This window comes from Ensifer sp. BR816 (genome assembly GCF_000378985.1).
GTDB lineage: Bacteria > Pseudomonadota > Alphaproteobacteria > Rhizobiales > Rhizobiaceae > Sinorhizobium.
Genome location: NZ_KB905370.1, coordinates 5,275,326 through 5,294,212, shown reverse-complemented (window position 1 = coordinate 5,294,212; position 18,887 = coordinate 5,275,326). Strand labels below are relative to the sequence as shown.

17 protein-coding genes are annotated in these 18,887 nt (G+C 62.1%); 7 read left to right on the top strand and 10 right to left on the bottom strand.

The window, feature by feature from the left end:
* The first annotated feature begins 90 nt into the window (after window positions 1-90).
* Complete coding sequence (gene rpmG / locus RHIBR816_RS0125415) at window positions 91-258, top strand: 50S ribosomal protein L33 (RefSeq protein WP_012707650.1); 168 nt, start codon at window positions 91-93, stop codon at window positions 256-258.
* Window positions 259-815: 557 nt separating this feature from the next.
* Here rpmG and RHIBR816_RS0125410 read toward each other — a convergent pair.
* A complete protein-coding gene (locus RHIBR816_RS0125410) occupies window positions 816-2,183 on the bottom strand; it encodes a PleD family two-component system response regulator (protein WP_018239418.1) in 1,368 nt (455 codons plus the stop codon).
* Window positions 2,184-2,200: 17 nt separating this feature from the next.
* Window positions 2,201-2,572, bottom strand: coding sequence for a response regulator (locus RHIBR816_RS0125405; protein WP_003537642.1), 372 nt, complete (start codon window positions 2,570-2,572; stop codon window positions 2,201-2,203).
* Between the two features lie 156 nt (window positions 2,573-2,728).
* Between RHIBR816_RS0125405 and RHIBR816_RS0125400 the strand changes: the two genes are divergently transcribed.
* Window positions 2,729-2,998 (top strand): DUF3572 domain-containing protein, encoded by a 270-nt coding sequence (locus tag RHIBR816_RS0125400; RefSeq protein WP_018239417.1) that lies wholly within the window; start codon window positions 2,729-2,731, stop codon window positions 2,996-2,998.
* A gap of 2 nt (window positions 2,999-3,000) precedes the next feature.
* Window positions 3,001-3,654, top strand: a complete 654-nt coding sequence (locus tag RHIBR816_RS0125395; RefSeq protein WP_018239416.1) for a hypothetical protein — start codon at window positions 3,001-3,003, stop codon at window positions 3,652-3,654.
* Between the two features lie 50 nt (window positions 3,655-3,704).
* Here RHIBR816_RS0125395 and RHIBR816_RS0125390 read toward each other — a convergent pair whose 3' ends face one another.
* Window positions 3,705-4,292 carry a GNAT family N-acetyltransferase gene (locus tag RHIBR816_RS0125390; protein ID WP_018239415.1) on the bottom strand — a complete coding sequence of 196 codons (588 nt, stop codon included), beginning with the start codon at window positions 4,290-4,292 and terminating at the stop codon, window positions 3,705-3,707.
* Window positions 4,293-4,367: 75 nt separating this feature from the next.
* Between RHIBR816_RS0125390 and RHIBR816_RS0125385 the strand changes: the two genes are divergently transcribed.
* Complete coding sequence (locus RHIBR816_RS0125385; protein ID WP_026187415.1) at window positions 4,368-5,657, top strand: DNA polymerase IV; 1,290 nt, start codon at window positions 4,368-4,370, stop codon at window positions 5,655-5,657.
* Between the two features lie 175 nt (window positions 5,658-5,832).
* Window positions 5,833-7,053 (top strand): L,D-transpeptidase family protein, encoded by a 1,221-nt coding sequence (locus tag RHIBR816_RS0125380; protein ID WP_018239413.1) that lies wholly within the window; start codon window positions 5,833-5,835, stop codon window positions 7,051-7,053.
* Between the two features lie 34 nt (window positions 7,054-7,087).
* Here the strand turns inward: RHIBR816_RS0125380 and dnaE are convergent, their stop codons facing one another.
* A complete protein-coding gene (dnaE, locus tag RHIBR816_RS0125375) occupies window positions 7,088-10,582 on the bottom strand; it encodes a DNA polymerase III subunit alpha (protein ID WP_018239412.1) in 3,495 nt (1,164 codons plus the stop codon).
* Between the two features lie 436 nt (window positions 10,583-11,018).
* Here dnaE and RHIBR816_RS0125365 point away from each other — a divergent pair, with 436 nt between their 5' ends.
* Together RHIBR816_RS0125365 and RHIBR816_RS0125360 are read left to right on the top strand one after the other, a co-directional pair.
* A complete protein-coding gene (locus tag RHIBR816_RS0125365) occupies window positions 11,019-11,591 on the top strand; it encodes a hypothetical protein (RefSeq protein ID WP_026187414.1) in 573 nt (190 codons plus the stop codon).
* Between the two features lie 71 nt (window positions 11,592-11,662).
* Complete coding sequence (locus RHIBR816_RS0125360; protein ID WP_026187413.1) at window positions 11,663-12,130, top strand: DUF5680 domain-containing protein; 468 nt, start codon at window positions 11,663-11,665, stop codon at window positions 12,128-12,130.
* Window positions 12,131-12,143: 13 nt separating this feature from the next.
* Here the strand turns inward: RHIBR816_RS0125360 and RHIBR816_RS0125355 are convergent, their stop codons facing one another.
* The 6 genes from RHIBR816_RS0125355 to RHIBR816_RS0125330 form a co-directional block, all read right to left on the bottom strand.
* Window positions 12,144-12,830, bottom strand: coding sequence for an ABC transporter ATP-binding protein (locus RHIBR816_RS0125355; protein ID WP_018239409.1), 687 nt, complete (start codon window positions 12,828-12,830; stop codon window positions 12,144-12,146).
* Window positions 12,831-12,848: 18 nt separating this feature from the next.
* The gene (locus RHIBR816_RS0125350) at window positions 12,849-14,159 is read right to left on the bottom strand and encodes a lipoprotein-releasing ABC transporter permease subunit (RefSeq protein ID WP_018239408.1); all 1,311 of its coding nucleotides are present in this window, start codon (window positions 14,157-14,159) and stop codon (window positions 12,849-12,851) included.
* Between the two features lie 16 nt (window positions 14,160-14,175).
* The gene (gene proS / locus RHIBR816_RS0125345) at window positions 14,176-15,504 is read right to left on the bottom strand and encodes a proline--tRNA ligase (protein ID WP_018239407.1); all 1,329 of its coding nucleotides are present in this window, start codon (window positions 15,502-15,504) and stop codon (window positions 14,176-14,178) included.
* Between the two features lie 801 nt (window positions 15,505-16,305).
* Window positions 16,306-16,575, bottom strand: coding sequence for a DUF1467 family protein (locus RHIBR816_RS0125340; RefSeq protein ID WP_026187412.1), 270 nt, complete (start codon window positions 16,573-16,575; stop codon window positions 16,306-16,308).
* Window positions 16,576-16,734: 159 nt separating this feature from the next.
* On the bottom strand, window positions 16,735-17,139 hold the full coding sequence (gene mce / locus RHIBR816_RS0125335) for a methylmalonyl-CoA epimerase (RefSeq protein ID WP_018239405.1): 405 nt from the start codon (window positions 17,137-17,139) through the stop codon (window positions 16,735-16,737).
* A 60-nt stretch (window positions 17,140-17,199) separates the two neighbouring features.
* On the bottom strand, window positions 17,200-18,867 hold the full coding sequence (locus RHIBR816_RS0125330) for a ribonuclease J (RefSeq protein WP_018239404.1): 1,668 nt from the start codon (window positions 18,865-18,867) through the stop codon (window positions 17,200-17,202).
* Window positions 18,868-18,887: the final 20 nt, after the last annotated feature.

The following is an 18,887-nucleotide window of genomic DNA, read 5'->3' as shown; positions in this document are numbered from 1 at the left end:
CGACCGCGATTTGTAGTTTCGCGCCAACCTTGACCGTGGCCCGCAACCGGTTGTCCACGGCTTTCATTTTTCTATAAAGGCAGGACGACCATGGCGAAAGCTACCACCATCAAGATCAAGCTACTGTCGACGGCCGACACGGGCTATTTCTACGTCACGACCAAGAACAGCCGCACGATGACGGAAAAGATGACCAAGACGAAGTACGATCCGGTCGTCAAGAAGCACGTCGAATTCAAGGAAACGAAGATCAAGTAAGATCACGCTTCGGTTCGACCGACGAGCGCCGGCCGCAAGGTTCGGCGCTTTTTCTTTGGGGCTTGCTGTCGCTGCGGCGCTCGTCCCTACCGCGACACGCGGCGCCATAGACCGGAAACGAAAAACGCCGCCTCTTTCGAAGCGGCGTCTCGAAAGGGGGTCGGCTGGCCCCGACTGCGGCACGAGGAATCCGCGGATGTCGGAATCCAGCCGACCGACCCCACGACCCAGGAGATGCGGCGGACCTGAGCATCATGGGGTAACCGATCGATCGTGGAAGTCACACTTCCTTAATATCAGCATTGCTTGAAAATAAAAAAAAATCAACGAATTCTTAATCGCCGGGGCGCGTTGCTCGGCGTTTGGTTAATTCTGTCTCGTATTCGGACAAATCCGAACCGGCCGCTCTTTGGAAATGCTTGCCCCAGCATCAGCGATGCGGCAAAAGATACAACTTATAAGTAAGTTGGCAAGTGCGTTCGGGCGTATGTTCCGGTCTCGTCTACGCCGAATGGCGAGGTGCGAGACCGCCCGCAAGCGTTGCTTGCCAATTCGACTTACGCAGCCGCCGCGACCACCCGGTTGCGCCCGTTGTTCTTTGCCTGGTACAGGGCGCTGTCGGCGCGCTTCAGCAGGGCCTCGGCCGTATCGTCCTGCGGCCGCAAGGTCGCGATTCCGAGCGATGCCGTGACGCTGAGGACCGTTTCTCCCTGCGATATCCCGAACGCGCGTCCCTCAACCATCAATCGTAGTCGTTCGGCAACGATCGTCGCCATTTCGGGCGTCGTGTCCGGCATGACGATCACGAACTCCTCGCCGCCGAATCGGCAGGCGAGATCGGCGCCGCGCACGGTGGCGCGGACGCGATTGGCAAATTCGCGCAGAACCTCGTCACCTGCATCGTGCCCATAGGTGTCGTTCACCAGCTTGAAGCGATCGATATCGGTGATGCAGATCGAAAGCGGCCGGCCGCGCGCGCTCGCTCGATCGATCAGGAGCTTCAGGTGGCTGTCGAGGTAGCGGCGATTGTGAAGGCCGGTCAGGTCGTCGGTGATCGCCAATTCGATCGTGTGCTGGACGCTGGCGCGCAGCCGGTCATTGCAGTGCTTGCGACGGATCTGCGTCAGAGAGCGCGCCACCAGTTCGTTGGGATCGACCGGGCGCATGATGTAGTCCGTCACGCCCAGCTCAAGCGCACGAACGATCATCTCTTCGCTGCCCTGCTCGGTGACGAGCAGGATCGGGATGAAGCGCGTCCTCTCGAGCGAGCGGAGTTGCGAGCAGAGGCGAAGCGGATCGTAGTCGTCGAAATTCGCGTTGACGATCACCAGATCGAACATGTTCTCGGCCGCCTCGAACAGGGCGGCCTGGGGATCGGAGATAACCGAGACGTCGGCGATCGGCTTCAGTGCGCGCTGGAGCCGCTCCTGCGACGAGGCCCGGCCGTCGACGAGGAGGACATTGCCGGGTTCGTCGGGCCGGTCCGCGCGGGCAAGCTCCTGCAGACCGATTGTCTGAGCCGTCTGTGCCCTGAGGCGCAATTCGTCGCTCACATTCTTCAGCCGCACAAGGCTCTTTACCCGCGACATCAATTGGAGATCGTTGACCGGCTTGGTGAGGAAATCGTCTGCACCGGCCTTCAGGCCGCGCACGCGATCGGATGGCTGGTCGAGCGCCGTCACCATAACCACCGGGATATGGGCGGTGCGGCTGTTCGACTTCAATCTCTCGCAGACCTCGAAGCCATCCATGTCGGGCATCATGATGTCGAGGAGGACAAGATCGACCGGCGTGTTCTCGCAGACCGCCAATGCCGAGCGTCCGTCGCCGGCCGTCAGGACATCGAAATACTCGGCGACCAGCCGCGCCTCCAGAAGCTTCACATTGGCTGGTACGTCATCGACAACGAGGATGCGCGCAGTCATATCATCTTTCCCGGCAATCAGGCATCACCTAGGTAGGTCTTGATCGTTTCAATGAATTTTGGAACGGAAATCGGTTTGGAAACATAGGCTTCGCAACCGCCCTGGCGAATGCGTTCCTCGTCGCCCTTCATGGCGAAGGCGGTTACGGCGATGACCGGAATGACGTGCAGTTCGTCGTCTTCCTTGAGCCATTTCGTCACTTCAAGGCCGGACACCTCCGGCAACTGGATGTCCATGAGAATAAGGTCGGGCCTGTGCTTGCGCGCCAGTTCGAGCGCTTCCATGCCGTTGCGCGTCTGGATCGTCGCATAACCGGAAGCCTCAATCAGGTCGCGGAAGAGCTTCATGTTCAGCTCGTTATCCTCAACAATCATCACCTGTTTGGGCATGTCGATCCCTTGCTGTCTGTCGCCGCCTTGCAAGTCCCCTGGAGAGATATAAGCTTCACAAACGGTGACTCGACCCATTTCCTCGGTCGCAAGATTAGCGATATTTGGTTGAAAAAGAGGTAACTCCAGCGGCCATATGAGAAGAGATTCAAGAGCATGAAGAGCGCTGACGAAACGGCGATCGCGATCCTCGGCTGGCTCGCGGGCGAGCCGGAACTCCTATCCCGTTTCCTGGCACTCACCGGCACCGACCCGACTTCGCTGCGCACGGCTATCGGGGAGCCGGGCTTCATGGGCGGGCTCGTCGCATTTCTGATGGACCACGAGCCGACTTTGATCGCCTTCTGCACAGCGACGCAGACCGCGCCGGAGGACGTCGTCGGGGCGCACCAGGCATTTTCCGGTCCTGCGAACTTCGAGGACTGACCATGCCTGTCTTCGCCGCCCCTGGCGACGTGCCTCTTAAGCCGCGCCCGCTGATCGTCACCGACGTCGACGAGGTCGTGCTCGAATTCCTCTCTCCGTTCATGGCATTCCTGGAAGCCCGCGAGCACGTCTTGCTCCCGCGCTCCTTTCGCCTTGCCGGCAACATCATCGACCGGCGGAGCGGCGATCCGGTCAGCGAAGCGACGGCGGAAGCGCTGCTCGAAGCCTTCTTCACCGTGCAGGATCAATGGCAGACGCCGGCTGCGCTGGCCGTCGAGACGCTCACGGCGCTTTCGGATGAGGCCGACATCGTTTTCCTGACGGCGATGCCGCCGCGTCATGCGCCGCTGCGCACGGCCTTGCTCAGCGCCCTCGGCCTTCCCTATCCACTGCTTGCCTCCGAGGAACCGAAGGGACCGCTCGTTAAGGACCTGCACGGGGAGCGCCACCTTCCGCTCGTCTTCATCGACGATATCCTGCGCAACCTCCATTCCGTGCAGGAGCACGCGCCCTCCTCCTTCCTGATCAATCTGATGGCGAACGTGGAGTTTCGCGCCCTCGCCCCGACGCCGGCTGCCGGCATCCACGTCGCCGCGGATTGGGGCGTAGCGGCAGACCTGATCCGCGCCCACTGGGACGCGACGACGGGCGGCTGAAGCAAGCTGGGGCGGCGCTCCACAGGCCGGCAGAATTTTGAGACGCATCGTCATTGCCTCAGGTCCAGTCGCATCAGCGGTCTTCCATCCTTACGGCGGGCAACCATCTCAAAGCCGGCGGCATCGAAAATCGACGTCGATCCAATATAGAGCGCGACCGATTTCGGCTGCTTGGTGTGGTCGATCGGACAGGCATCGAGGTAGTGCGCGTCGCCCGCCCGCGCATGGTCAATCGCCGCGGCGAGCATTTGGTGGCTCAGTCCCTTGCCGCGCAGGGGCGATGAAAGGAAGAAGCAGCTCACCGCCCAGACGTTCGCGTCCTCCGCCTCGCGATCTTCCAGGGGCCGCGAACACGTGCGCGGCGAATTGAATTGCGGCACATCGTAACGAGGCCCGACCTGGACCCAGGCGGCCGGCCTTCCCTCGCAATAGCCGAGAATGCCCGGCGGCGGGCCGGCTTCGATGCGCGCCCGAATGGACGCCCTGCGCTCCTCGGCCGACATGTTGCCGCGAATTTTATAGGGTAGACGCAGGGCGGTGCACCAACAGCCGCAATAGGCGCCCTTCGGCCCAAAGAGCATCTCGAAATCCGGCCAGAGATCGCTTGTCACCGGCGCAAATTGCAGGGCGATATCCACTACGGCCTCCCAACCGCCGCCTTGAGACTCACTAGGGTAGAGCGTAAAGTCACCGCGTTCAACATTTGTTCTTCCATGACCAGCGCTGCACCGTTTTCCGGCTTCTGCCGAGACTGCCTCAAGGAACTGGCCGCGCCGGCGCGACGGTGCGTGGCCTGCGGCAGCCCGCGGCTTCTCAGCCACTCCGAGCTCTATCGGCTGACCTTGGCACATATCGATTGCGACGCCTTCTATGCATCGATCGAGAAGCGCGACAATCCGGAACTTGCCGACAAGCCAGTGATCATCGGCGGCGGCAAGCGCGGCGTCGTCTCGACCGCCTGTTATATCGCCCGCATTCACGGCGTCCGCTCGGCCATGCCGATGTTCAAGGCGCTGGAAGCCTGCCCGCAGGCGGTGGTGATCAGGCCGAACATGGAGAAATACGTGCGCGTCGGGCGCGAGGTCAGGGCGATGATGCTCGAACTGACGCCGCTCGTGCAGCCGCTCTCGATCGACGAGGCCTTCCTGGACCTGAACGGCACCGAGCGGCTGCATCAGGATCCCCCCGCCCGCACGCTGGCGCGCTTTGCGAGGCGGATCGAGCAGGAGGTCGGCATCACCGTCTCCGTCGGGCTTTCCTATTGCAAGTTCCTTGCCAAGGTCGCGTCCGACCTGCAGAAGCCGCGCGGGTTCTCCGTCATCGGCCAGGCCGAGGCGGTCGATTTCCTGAAGGAGCGCCCGGTCACGCTGATCTGGGGCGTCGGCAAGGCCTTTGCCGCGACGCTGGAGCGCGACGGAATCCGCACCATCGGCCAATTGCAGACGATGGACGAAGCCGATCTCATGCGCCGCTATGGCTCGATGGGTCAAAGGCTGTTTCGCCTGTCGCGCGGCCAGGACGAGCGCACCGTCGAGACCGACGGTGAGGCGAAGAGCGTCTCCTCGGAGACGACTTTCAACGACGACCTGTCCCGCCCGGACGAGCTCGTGCCGCATCTCAGGCACTTGAGCGAGCAGGTCGCGCTGCGGTTGCGCAAGTCCGACCTTGCCGGCCAGACCGTGGTCTTGAAGCTCAAGACCGCGGACTTCAAGCTCCGCACCCGTAATCGCCGGCTCGAAAGTCCGACCCGCCTTGCCGACCGGATCTTTCGCATCGGCCTTCAACTGCTCGACAAGGAAGTCGACGGCACGAAATACCGGCTGATCGGCATCGGCGTCAGCGATCTCGCCCGGCCCGGTCTTGCCGATCCGCCGGATCTCGTCGATCCTCAGGCCACCAGGCGGGCCGCCGCCGAGGAGGCGATCAACAAGCTGCGCGACAAATTCGGCAAGACCAGCGTCGAAACCGGCTACACCTTCGGCCAGCGCCGCCGCGACCAATAGTTCGTGACCCTGTTCCGCCCACAAGCGGCATCGGCTCCCGTGGGCCAATTCGTTAAATATTGAAGGCTACCCTTGATCGATGGCGGCGTGCCGGTTCAGCAGCAACCTCGACGCGCACGATGCGCCGGATCGAAGCGCTGCGACCTTGCGCTTCAGGTCGGAATGAGGGTTTGTATTGCGTTTCACTCTCAGCATCGGGCTGGCCGTCCTCATCGTGTCGGCGCCATCCGCCTTTGCGGCCGGCGCCAAGGCACCCCTGCAGATCGTCGTATCGAGACAGCAGCAATCACTCGTCGTCTATGACGGCGACACCATAGTCGCCACATCCAACGTCTCCACCGGCAAGCGGGGCCACACGACGCCAACGGGCATTTTTTCGATCATCGAGAAGCGCCGTCATCACAGATCCAATATCTATTCGAATGCGCCGATGCCGTTCATGCAGCGGCTCACCTGGTCCGGCATCGCCTTGCATGGCTCGAACCATGTCCCGGATTATCCGGCCTCGCACGGCTGCGTGCGTCTTCCCGGCAAGTTCGCCGCGGGCCTCTTCAAGATGACCGAGCGCGGCATGCATGTGGTGATCTCGGACCGGCAGGTAAGGCCCGTCGAAATCGTGAGCACCACTCTGTTTCAACCGAACCAGGCGCGACCACCGGAGCCGCCCCTGTCGGACGTACCGCTTCGTCCTGCTCTCAGCCATTTCGACGGGGGATCCGTCGAGGTGGCCATGACGGACAGACGCGCCTCGCCGGCTCTGCTTGATGACGATCGGGCGCCGATTCGCATCCTGATCACCCGGCGCGGCACACGGGAGACGATGCGCGATCTCCAGATGCTGCTGGCGACACTCGGCTACGATGCCGGCGCCCCGGACGGCCAAGGTGGGCCCATGACCCTTGCCGCGATCCGCGCTTTCCAAACGGCAGAGGGGATGCCGGTGGACGGCAGAGCGACCCCTGAACTGGTCGAGGCAGTTTATCGCAAAGCCGGTCGGGACATGCCGTCAAACGGGGTTCTTCGCGTCCGCCGGGATTTTCAGCCTCTCTTCGAAGCGGATGTCACGATAGAGGAAGCCGAACTGGCGCTCGGCACGCATTTTCTCCAGTTCCAGGATACCGACATGGCAAGCGGCCAAGGCAAATGGTTCGGCATGTCCCTGGATAACGCGCTGTCGAAGGCAACGAAGAATCGGCTCGGCATCACGAACGACACCGATCCCATGGAGTTCAACGCCCTTCAGCGGACATTGAACCGTATCACGGTGCCCGAAGATGTCCGCCGGCTCATTGCGGGCCTCCTCGCCGATGGGTCATCGCTTTCCATCTCCGATGCCGACTCGGGACTGGAGACCGGCGAAGGGACCGACTTCGTCACCATCACGCGCGCTCGGTAAGCCGCCGCTGACGGTCGCCGCTCGCGGCACTCGCCTAGACCAACTCGACGTCCACGACACCCGGGGCCGAACGAAGGGCAGCGGCAATCTCGGGCGAGATCCGATATTTCTCGCTGAGCTCGACCTCTATCTCCCGCTGGCCATTGTCCTTGATGACGATGAAGGAGACGAGGCCATCGCCCTTGGCGTTGAGGTGCGAGGCGATCGAGCGCAAGGGGCCGGAATCCCGCACATAGACGCGCAGCGCCTTCTGCATCTGCAGCGATTCCTCTTCGAGCGACCGCAGCGTCCTGATACGCAGGCCGATCCCTTCCGGCCGCTCCTCGGCATCCACGGTCATCACCAGTGACTTGCCGGCCTCGAGCAGGTCGCGGTACTGGTTCAGCATCTCCGAGAACAGCACCGCCTCGAACTGGCCGGACGCGTCGGAGAAAGCGACGATGCCCATCTTGTTGCCGGTGCGCGTCTTGCGCTCCTGTTTCGACGTCACGGTTCCGGCAAGCCGGCCCGCGGTCGCCCCTTGCTTCACGGCGGCCGAAAAGTCCGAGAACGTCTGGACGCGCATCTTCGCCAACAGCTTGTTGTAGGTGTCGAGCGGATGGGCGGAGAGGTAGAAGCCGAGCACCTGGAACTCCCGGTGCAGCTTCTCCGAGGCCAGCCAAGGCGTATAGGTCGGCAGCGCGATCTTCTCCGGTCCGGTCGCCGCGCCGGCGCCGAACATATCGCTCTGGCCGCTCAGCTTGTTTTCCTGGGCGCGTTGCGCAAAGCCGAGAATCCGGTCGAGGCCGCCGATCAATTCGGCCCGGTCGCAGCCGAAGCAATCGAAAGCACCGGCGGCAATCAGGCTTTCGAAGACGCGTCGGTTCAATAGCTTCGGGTCGATCCTGAGGCAGAAGTCCTCGATGCTCGCGAAGGGACGGCCGTCGCGTACGGCGACGATGTGGTCGACTGCGGACTCGCCGACGCCCTTGATGGCCGCGAGCGAGTAGTAGATCCGGTTGTCGCCGGTCTCGAAATTCCGGTACGAGGTTTGCACCGAGGGGGCGATCACCTGGATGCCGAGACGCATCGCGTCCTGGCGGAAGTCGTTGATCTTCTCGGTGTTCGACATGTCGAGCGTCATCGACGCGGCCAGGAACTCGACCGGATAGTGAGCCTTCATGTAGGCGGTCTGGTAGGAGACGATCGCGTAGGCGGCCGCATGCGACTTGTTGAAGCCGTAGTTGGCGAATTTGGCGAGCAGATCGAAGATCAGGTCGGCCTGCGGCTTGGAGACGCTATTCTTGACAGCACCGTCGACGAAGCGGGCCCGCTGCTTGTCCATCTCCTCCTTGATCTTCTTGCCCATGGCGCGGCGCAAGAGGTCGGCCTCGCCAAGCGAATAGCCCGACAGCACCTGGGCGATCTGCATCACCTGCTCCTGATAGACGATAACGCCTTGTGTTTCCTTGAGCAGGTAGTCGATCTTCGGATGGATCGATTCGATCTCTTCTTCGCCGTGCTTGCGGGCGTTGTAGACCGGGATGTTTTCCATCGGACCCGGCCGGTAGAGCGCCACCAGCGCGATGATGTCTTCGATGCAGTCGGGCCGCATGCCGATCAGCGCCTTGCGCATGCCGGCGCTTTCCACCTGGAACACCCCGACCGTCTCGCCGCGGGACAGCATCTCGTAGGTCTTCGGATCGTCGAGCGGAATGCTCGCCAGATCGACCTGAATGCCGCGCTTGGCGACGAAGTCGACCGCCGTCTTCAGCACCGTCAGCGTCTTCAGGCCAAGGAAGTCGAACTTGACGAGGCCGGCCTGCTCGACCCATTTCATGTTGAACTGGGTGACCGGCATGTCGGAGCGCGGATCGCGGTACATCGGCACCAGTTGCGACAGCGGCCGGTCGCCGATGACGATGCCCGCCGCATGCGTCGAGGCGTGGCGGTAGAGACCCTCGATCTTCTGCGCGATGTCGAGAAGCCGGCCGACGACCGGTTCCTTTTCAGCCTCCTCCTTGAGACGCGGCTCCTCCTCTATTGCCTTGGACAGCGGAGTCGGGTTCGCCGGATTGTTCGGCACCAGCTTGCAGATCTTGTCGACCTGGCCGTAAGGCATTTCGAGCACGCGGCCGACATCGCGCAGCGCCGCGCGCGCCTGCAGCGACCCGAAGGTGATGATCTGCGCCACCTGCTCGCGGCCGTATTTCTGCTGCACGTAGCGGATGACCTCTTCGCGGCGGTCCTGGCAGAAGTCGATGTCGAAGTCCGGCATCGACACGCGCTCGGGATTGAGGAAGCGCTCGAAGAGCAGCGAGAAGCGCATCGGATCGACGTCGGTGATCGTCAGCGCATAGGCAACCAGCGATCCGGCGCCCGAGCCGCGGCCCGGGCCCACGGGGATGTCATGCTGCTTCGCCCATTTGATGAAGTCGGCAACGATCAGGAAGTAACCTGGAAACTTCATCCGCTCGATGACGCCAAGCTCGAAGGCCAGGCGCTCGCGATAGTCCTCCTCCTTGTAGCCTGGCGCCATGCCAAGCCTGGACAACCGCTCCTCCAGCCCCTCCTCCGCCTGGCGACGAAGCTCGGCGGACTCGGCGCGCTCGGCCTCCTCCGGATCGTCCGAGGCACCGGTGAAGCGCGGCAGGATCGGCCCGCGGGTCTTCAGCATGAAGGAGCAGCGGCGCGCGATCTCGACAGTGCTTTCCAGCGCTTCCGGCACATCGGCGAAAAGTGCTGCCATTTCCTTGCGGCTCTTGAGATAGTGGTCCGACGTCAGCCGGAAGCGGCGATCGTCGGAGACGACGGCATTGTGGGCGACGGCCATCAATGCGTCATGCGCGTCGTAATCGGCCGGCGACGGGAAGAAGGCCTCGTTCGTCGCGACGAGCGGAAGGTCGTGGCGATAAGCGATTTCGATCAGGCGATTCTCATGGCGTCGGTCGTAGCTGCCGTGGCGCTGCAATTCGACGTAAAGCCGATCGCCGAACAGCTCTCTCAAAGCCTTGAGGCGCGCCTCCGCGAGCGCCGGCAAGCCTGTTTTCAGCGCCAAGTCGACCGGGCCACTGCCGGCGCCGGTGAGCGCAATCAATCCATCGGTGCCGCCGGCCGCAAGCCAGGACCGCGTTATGCGCGCCGCCTGGTGACCTTCGCCTTCGAGATAGGCGCGACTGACCAGGTCGACGAGGCGGACATAACCTTCGTCGGTCGCGGCGATCAGGACGATCGAGGGCAGCTTGGCGAACTGCTGCGCATGGCCGCGCCGCTCGCCCTCCGCTTCGTCCTCCATGTCGATGGACAGTTGGCAGCCGATGATCGGCTGCAATCCGTCGTCGGCTGCCTTCTGGGAAAACTCGAGCGCCGCGAAAAGGTTGTTGGTATCGGCAATGCCGATTGCCGGCTGATCATCGGCAACCGCCTTGCCGATGATCTTCTTCAGCGGCAGCGCGCCTTCCAGCAGCGAGAATGCCGAGTGCACGCGCAGGTGAACGAATTGCGGATCCACGCCCACCGCGCCCTGCCCGATGCTGTCGTCGCCTGCCATTGCCGCACTCCGATTCCTGTCCGGTGCGGAGGATATCCCGTTTCCCGCCCCGGCTGTCCAGCCTTACCGCGCGAACCGGCACCATTTTACCCGGCACGGCATTGGAGGACAGCCCTCAAGCAGGACGGCGATCACATACCGAGCGCGATCACCGCTATGCTTGCGATGAACAGGGTCATGGAGGCGAAGGCAGCGAGATCACGGACGAAATCAGTCATAACATGGCTCCTTTCGGCTATTGTTCTTTTTTTGTTCTATTTTTGTTCAATAGTCAAGCAAGCGCGCATGAAACGCCCGTTATTCACCGGCTATGGTTAACACAACCGGGGCGATCAGTTCTGCCCCCTCGATTAAGCGAGGATCTACCGAATCACCTATTATCGCGGTGTCTCAAGGTACGTGGCGCGCACCCCGTCCGCCTCTTCAAGGAACGCACATGCGATCAGTACTGCTTGCAGCTTGTCTGTTGTTACCGCCGCCTCTCGCCTTCGCCGAGGACGCGATCGGTCCAGCCCGAATCGTGTCCGCCGCGACGGGGGATTGGGACAAGAACGGCGTAAGCGATCTGGTCCTGCTCGTCGCTCCTCCAGAAGGCAGCGACGAGGACAACGGCGTTTATGTCTATCTCACCAATGACGTCGGCAGGCTACTGCTGAAGTCGCTGATCCCCGACAAGGTCTGGGGCCACTTCGGTCTCTACGGTCAGGCGCCATCGGTCAGCGCGCTTCCGAACGGCTCGATCGAGATCGCTTCGCACAACGACGCAATCGGCCGCGACCGCTGGGAGCAGAAGCTGACGGTCGCCTATCGCGGTTCGGAATTCGTCGTCGCCGGCTATACCTACTCGTCCTACGATACGCTTGACCTGGACAACACGACGCAGTGCGACTTCAACGTCCTGAGCGGCAAGGGCACGGCCAATGCGAAGCCGATCAGGGCGAAGGGCGCCACCATCCCGCTCAAGGACTGGAGCGACGAGATCGGTCAAAGGGCCTGCGACGCGAGGTGATTTGTTCACTATTTGTTCTTTACATGAGCGCCCTTTTCAGGCACCTTTCGCCGGAGAGCGAGGGAACGCCCATGATCAACATCGAGGAACTCACAGGCTTTATCGTCGAAGCGAAAGCGAAAACTTACGTCGGCGACGGTGCAAGCCTGCCGGCCTGCCGGGCCGGTTCCCACGATATCGGCCATCGGCGCGGCGCCTGGCGCTATCTCGACAGCTATTTCGGCGGCACCGACTTCGCCGGACAGGAAGCGGTCTGGCATGACGACCAGCCGTGCTGGGCAATGAACTATTTTGGCCGGATCGTTCGCCCGGAACTTATCGATGCGCGAAGGGCAGGTGCGGTCATCAAGGCCGCGCTGCAGGCGATGTATCGCGAGAAGCGTCACTTCCTCGGCGGCATGGAATATCAGCACGCCTATGGGTGCTATATCGACAGCAGCCGTGGGGCGACCGCCCACTTTTCCGGACGCGAGACCATTTTCGTCGATGGCGAAGAGGCCTATGAGCTCGATTACCGCGGCGGGCTGATCGTGCCGTGAGGCTCCGTTCGGGCTATCTCAGTTCAACGACCTTGCCGTCCTCGATCGTCACGCAACGATCCATGAGGCCGGCTAGTTCGTGATTGTGGGTGGCGATCATCGCCGCCAGTCCGGACTGGCGCGCAAGGGCTTCCATCGCCTCGAAGACATAGCCTGCCGTCTCCGGATCGAGATTGCCGGTGGGCTCGTCGGCCAGCAGGATGAGCGGCGCGTTGGCCACCGCGCGGGCGATTGCCACGCGCTGCTGCTCGCCACCGGAAAGCTCGGCCGGGCGGTGCGCGGCGCGGTGGCCAATGCGCATGTAATCGAGGAGCGCACTCGCCCTCTCGGCGGCTTCCGCCTTCGACAAGCCGGCGATCAGTTGCGGCATCATGATGTTCTCGAGCGCGGAGAATTCCGGCAGCAGATGATGAAACTGATAGACGAAGCCGATCTCGTTGCGACGGATCCCCGTGCGCCGGTCGTCGCTGAGACCGTTGCACGAAATGCCGTTGACGGTCACCTCGCCGGCATCGGGATGTTCTAGCAGCCCGGCGACATGAAGCAGGGTCGACTTTCCGGTGCCCGACGGCGCAATCAGCGCAACGGTCTCGCCGCTCCGCAGGGTCAGGTCCACACCCTTGAGGATCGGCAGAAAGGTGTCGCCCTCGCCATAGTGTCGCTCGACGCCGGAAAGCTGCAGTGCCACGCGCGCATTCATTTTGCGTTCTTGTCCTTGTTATTCGTACCGCAGGGCCTGCACCGGATCGAGGCGTGAGGCGCGCCAGGCCGGAAAGATCGTCGCCAGGAAGGAAAGCGCCAGCGCCATGACGACGACGGAGATGGTCTCATCGGCGTTCATGTCGGCGGGCAGTTGACTCAGGAAATAGAGCTCCGGATCGAAGAGCGTCGCCCCGGATACCCAGGAGAAAAACTGCCGGATCGACTCGATATTGAGGCAGACGACGACGCCGAGGACGACGCCGGCGATCGTTCCCGCGACACCGATGGCCGCCCCGGTCATGAAGAAGATCCGCATCACGGAACCGGAGGTCGCACCCATCGTCCGCAGGATGGCGATGTCGCTGCCCTTGTCCTTCACCAGCATGATCAGGCCGGAGACGATATTGAGCGCCGCGACGAGCACGATCAGCGTCAGGATCATGAACATCACGTTGCGCTCCACCTCGAGCGCCGAGAAGAATGTCCTGTTGCGGTCGCGCCAATCGGTCAGGAAGACCTGCCGGCCGGCGGCATCCTCGATCGGCTTGCGAAAGTTGTCGACGGCGTCCGGTTGCTCGACGAAGAGTTCTATCGACTGGACCAGCCCCTCGGCATTGAAATAGAGCTGTGCTTCCTCGAGCGGCATGAAGATGATCGTCGCGTCGTATTCCGACATGCCCATCTCAAAGATCGCCGAAACCGTATAGGCCTTGACACGCGGATTCATGCCGAGCGGCGTGACGTCGCCGTTCGGCGAGGTGAGCGTGATCGTGCCGCCGACGCGAATCCCCAGTTGCTCGGCCATGCGCGAACCGATCGCAACGCCGGCGCCCGAGGCAAAGCCCACGAGATCGCCGGATTGAATGTGCTCCGAGATCGATTTGAGCTTCATCAGGTCTTCCGCCCGCATGCCGCGCACCAGGGCACCGGTGGAGGCATCGCCGATGCCTTGCGCAAGCACCTGCCCTTCGACCATCGGGATCGCCATCGTCACCCCCGGCACGGCGGAGAACTTCGTGGCGAGTTCGGCATAGTTGGTAAGCGGTCCGTCGAGCGGCTGGACGATCATGTGCCCGTTCATGCCGAGAATGCGCGATATGAGCTCGGTGCGGAAACCGTTCATCACAGCCATGACGATGATCAACGTCGCAACGCCGAGCATGATGCCAATGAAGGAGAAGCCGGCAATGACGGAGATGAAGGCTTCCTTGCGCCGCGAGCGCAGGTAGCGCCAGGCAACCATGCGCTCGAAGGCGGAGAAGGGACGACTCAATGATTTGCCGGATGGCGCGGCAACCTGCACTTGCTCTTCCGTCGCCACGGTCATCGTCGCCCCTTGCCTCTTATCTTGTCGCGACCAGCTTGTTGATCGCGGCTTCCAGCGTCATCGTCTCGCGCGCGCCGGTCTTGCGGTTCTTGACCTCGACTTCGCCATTGGCGATCGAGCGCGGCCCGACAATGATCTGCACCGGAACGCCGATCAGATCGGCGGTCGCGAATTTCGCGCCGGCGCGGTCGTCGGTATCGTCCAGAAGAACGTCGAATCCGGCCTTGCCGAGGTCGGAGTAGAGCGTGCCGCAGGCCGCATCGCAAGCGGCATCGCCGGTTTTCATGTTGATGACGACCGCGTCGAACGGCGCCACCGCCTTCGGCCAGATAATGCCGTTCTCGTCATGCGAAGCTTCGATGATCGCCGGCACCAGGCGGGTCGGGCCGATGCCGTAGGAGCCCATATGGACGAGGTGCTCCTTGCCGTCGGGGCCGAGCACCTTGGCGCCCATCGCCTCGGAGTATTTCGTGCCGAAATAGAAGATGTGGCCGACCTCGATGCCCCGCGCCGACAGACGCTCACCATCCGGTATCGCGTCGAAGGCAGCCTCGTCGTGCATTTCGGAGGTCGCGGCGTAGCGCGAGGTCCACTTGTCAAAGATTGCCTTCAGCCCGGCGGCGTCATCGAATTTCGTATCCTCGCCCGGAATGTCGAAACCGAGGAAGTCCTTGTGGCAGAACACTTCCGATTCGCCGGTGTCGGCAAGAATGATGAATTCATGGCTAAGGTTGCCCCCGATCGGGCCGGTATCGGCACGCATCGGGATGGCGCGCAAGCCCATACGGTCGAAGGTGCGCAGATAGGCGGCAAACATCTTGTTGTAGGCATGCTCCGCCCCTTCCCGATCGAGATCGAAGGAATAGGCGTCCTTCATCAGGAACTCGCGGGAACGCATGGTGCCGAAGCGCGGACGGATCTCGTCCCGGAATTTCAGCTGGATGTGATAGAGGTTGAGCGGCAGGTTGCGATAGGACTTCACCGAGGAGCGGAAGATGTCCGTTATCATCTCCTCGTTGGTCGGGCCGTAAAGCATCGGCCGGTCCTGCCGGTCCTTGATGCGTAGCATCTCCTTGCCGTAGGCGTCGTAACGCCCGCTCTCCTGCCAGAGTTCCGCCGACTGCAGGGTCGGCATCAGCAACTCGACAGCCCCGGAGCGGTTCTGTTCCTCGCGAATGATCGCATTGACCTTGTCGAGAACGCGCTTGCCGAGCGGCAACCAGCTGTAGATGCCGGCCGACTGCTGGCGGATCATGCCGGTCCTCAGCATCAGCCGATGGGAAACGATTTCCGCTTCCTTGGGGTTTTCCTTCAAGATGGGCATGAAATAGCGGGACAGGCGCATGACGGGTTCCGGAACTGGTGGCTCTCGCACTATCGGCGGATTAGGGCGAAATGACGTTGTGCTGCGACAACCGCCCTCGCCCTCTGATGGGCAAGGCGGCGATTGCCGTTTGAATATCGGGCTCTTGAATTCCCAGTGGGGCGACCAGGGGAAGCCTTCGAGTTCAGCGTTCATAACCGCTTCGCGCGCGGAAGAAAACCCTGCAGCGTCGGGAAGACAGCAGCACCCAGAAACTTGCTGCGCCGGCGAAAATACAGCCGTAGCCCTGCGTCAAAAGAGCACGCTAGTAGCAGGACAAGGGGCATTTCTGTCAACCGGAATTTTTTGCCAAACTGTAGCAAAAATGCAAAAAAACCTGGTGACATCGCCCATTGTTTGAGCTAGTTTCGGCTCACAAAACAGGCAAGAAGACCAAATTCTTGCCGAATTTCGCGGTCAAGTCTTGGGAGGATAAGATCTTAGGCGCGCTCGTTCGCTGCCGCCGGCAACGGTTGAAAGATCACGCGAAACTTAAAAAACAAGGCTTTGGCCTTGTTTTTTTTTGCTTTCTCGCCCGCACTGGAAACGAAGCAGTGCCAAAATATGTCGATTTATTGTCTGTCAAGAGCCTGACCTCCGAGCCGGCTCGCTGGCCGCTGCCGAGATCGCCCTCACCTTGCGGCACACTTCTTGCGTATCCTCAGTTCTCCTGCAGCACCACGCGTCCCCTCAGACGCACGAGGGTTGCCGTAACGATTTGAAATGCTGTATGTTTTAGCATCAATGCAAGGAAACACGCCGCGAGAGGCACCTGCATCGCGATCAGAGTTCAGGGCCGATGAAGCCGAACATCTCATCAAGGCCATATCCCAACTTCACGGACAGGACATACCAGCCGAGATGGATTACGGCGGCGATGACCGTCGTCATCACGACCACCCGCAAGCCACGAAAACGCGCCGGCGCGCTCTCGACGCTGCCGGGCACGACATCGTTCTCCTCGGCCTGCGTCTTCACGCCGAACGGCAGGACCGTGAAAAGCGTGAGCCACCAGATGATGAAATAGACGGCAAAGATCGAAAAGGCGGACATCCAGGTTCTCTGATGAAGGACACGGTCAGGCGGCCGGCCGTTTGGCAGCAGCCTCGCCGGCCGCAGCGACCTTTGTACGTCCGAGAAGACGCGCGGCGCTGGATGCGCCTTATAGGCCCTTCCGGCCGCCCACGCAAATGGCCGCACCGCGCCCGACTGTCACACCTCTTCAAGCTCGACCAGAGTGCCTTGAAAGTCCTTGGGATGCAGGAAAAGCACCGGCTTGCCGTGGGCGCCGATCTTCGGATTGCCGTCGCCGAGCACGCGCGCGCCCGCCTCCCGCAGCCGGTCGCGCGCCGCGATGATGTCGTCCACCTCATAGCAGATGTGATGCATGCCGCCGGCCGGGTTTTTCTCGAGAAAGGCGGCAATCGGCGACTGGTCGCCGAGCGGTTCCAGCAATTCGACCTTGGTATTGGGAAGGGTGACGAAGACCACGGTGACGCCGTGTTCCGGAAGGGCTTGGGACTCCGTCACAACGGCGCCGAGGGTTGTGCGATAGCTCTCCGCCGCAGCGGCGAGGTCCGGCACGGCGATCGCCACATGGTTCACTCTTCCGAGCATCGTACATCTCCCTCATCGAAGGCTCCAACCGGTCTTACACCGGCTCGCCGATCGGACAAATCAGACTTTGGTGACAAAGACCGTGACGATCGGCTTCTTGCCCCAGATCTGGTTGGCCGTGCTGCGCACCGCGCGCCGGACGGCTTCCTGCAGCATCGCGAGATCCTTGCGCTTGGCGCGGGGGATGCTTTCCACCGCGCCGAGCACGGCGTCATAGAGCACGTCGTCCATCTCGTCGCCCTCGTCGTCGAACTGCGGAAGCCCGATCGGCACGACGACCGGATCGCCGAGAAAGTCGTAGCGGTTGTCGAGCACGACGTTGACGGAGACGTGGCCGGCGAAGGAGAGTTTGCGGCGTTCGCCAATACCCATCTCGTCGAAATCGCCGATAAGGGTTCCATCCTTGTAGATGCGCCCATGCGGCGCCTCGTCAACCACTCCGGCGGATCCGGGCGCGAGGCGCAGGATCTCGCCGTTGCGCAGCCGCGGGACGCTCGCGATGCCCGAATGCACGGCAAGCTCGGCATGCGCCGTCAAATGCGCCGCCTCGCCATGAACCGGCACGACGATCTGAGGCTTCAGCCATTGGTACATCTGCTGCAATTCATTGCGGCGCGGATGACCCGAGACATGCACCAGCGCCTCGCTGTCGGTGACGATATGGATGCCCTGCTCGATCAGGCCGTTCTTGATGTCATTGATCGCCTTCTCGTTGCCGGGGATCGTGCGCGACGAGAAGACGATGGTGTCGCCGGCCGAAAACGCCACATTGCGCATCTCGTCGCGGGCGATCTTGGCCAGCGCCGCGCGCGGCTCGCCCTGGCTTCCGGTCAGGATCACGACCACCTTGTCGCGCGGGATATAGCCGAATTCGTCCTCCGCCAGGAAGGGCTTCAGGCCCTCCATGATGCCGAGATCCTTCGCGACGTCGACGACGCGCTTCATCGAACTGCCGAGCAGGAGCACTTCGCGACCGGCGGCCTCCGCCGCTTCCGCGACCGAACGGATACGGCCGACATTCGACGAAAAGGTCGTGATGCCGACACGGCCCTCGGCGTCGGCGATGATTTTTGCCAGGCTTTCCGATACCTCCCGCTCGGAAGGCGAAACGCCGTCGCGCAGCGCATTGGTCGAATCGCAGACGAGCGCGAGGACGCCTTCCTCGCCGATCTGACGAAAACGCCCTTCGTTGGTGATCGGGCCGAGCGAGGGCTCGAGATCGATCTTCCAATCGCCGGTGTGGACAACCGTGCCGAGCGGCGTCCGGATCACCAGCGACATCGGCTCGGGAATGGAGTGGTTGACGCCGACCGCCTCGATGCTGAAGGGGCCGACATTGATGCGGTCGCCGGCCTTGAAGACGGTGACCGGGATGTCGCTGCGGCCCTTTTCGAAGTCACGCTTCGCCTCGAGCATTCCGGCCGTGAACGGCGAGGCATAGACCGGAACGTTCAGCCCCGGCCAGAGATCGTTCAGCGCGCCGTAATGATCCTCGTGGGCGTGCGTGATGATGATCGCCTTGAGATTGCGACGCTCCTCGGCGAGAAAGGATATATCGGGCAGAACGAGTTCCACGCCGGGCAGTTCCGGCCCGGGAAAGGTCACGCCGCAATCGACCATGATCCATTGCCGGCTGCCGGGCTTGCCATAACCATAAAGGCCGAGATTCATGCCGATCTCGCCAACGCCGCCGAGCGGCAAGAACACCAGTTCTTCTTCTTGCGCCATTTTTTCGATGCGCCTCTATT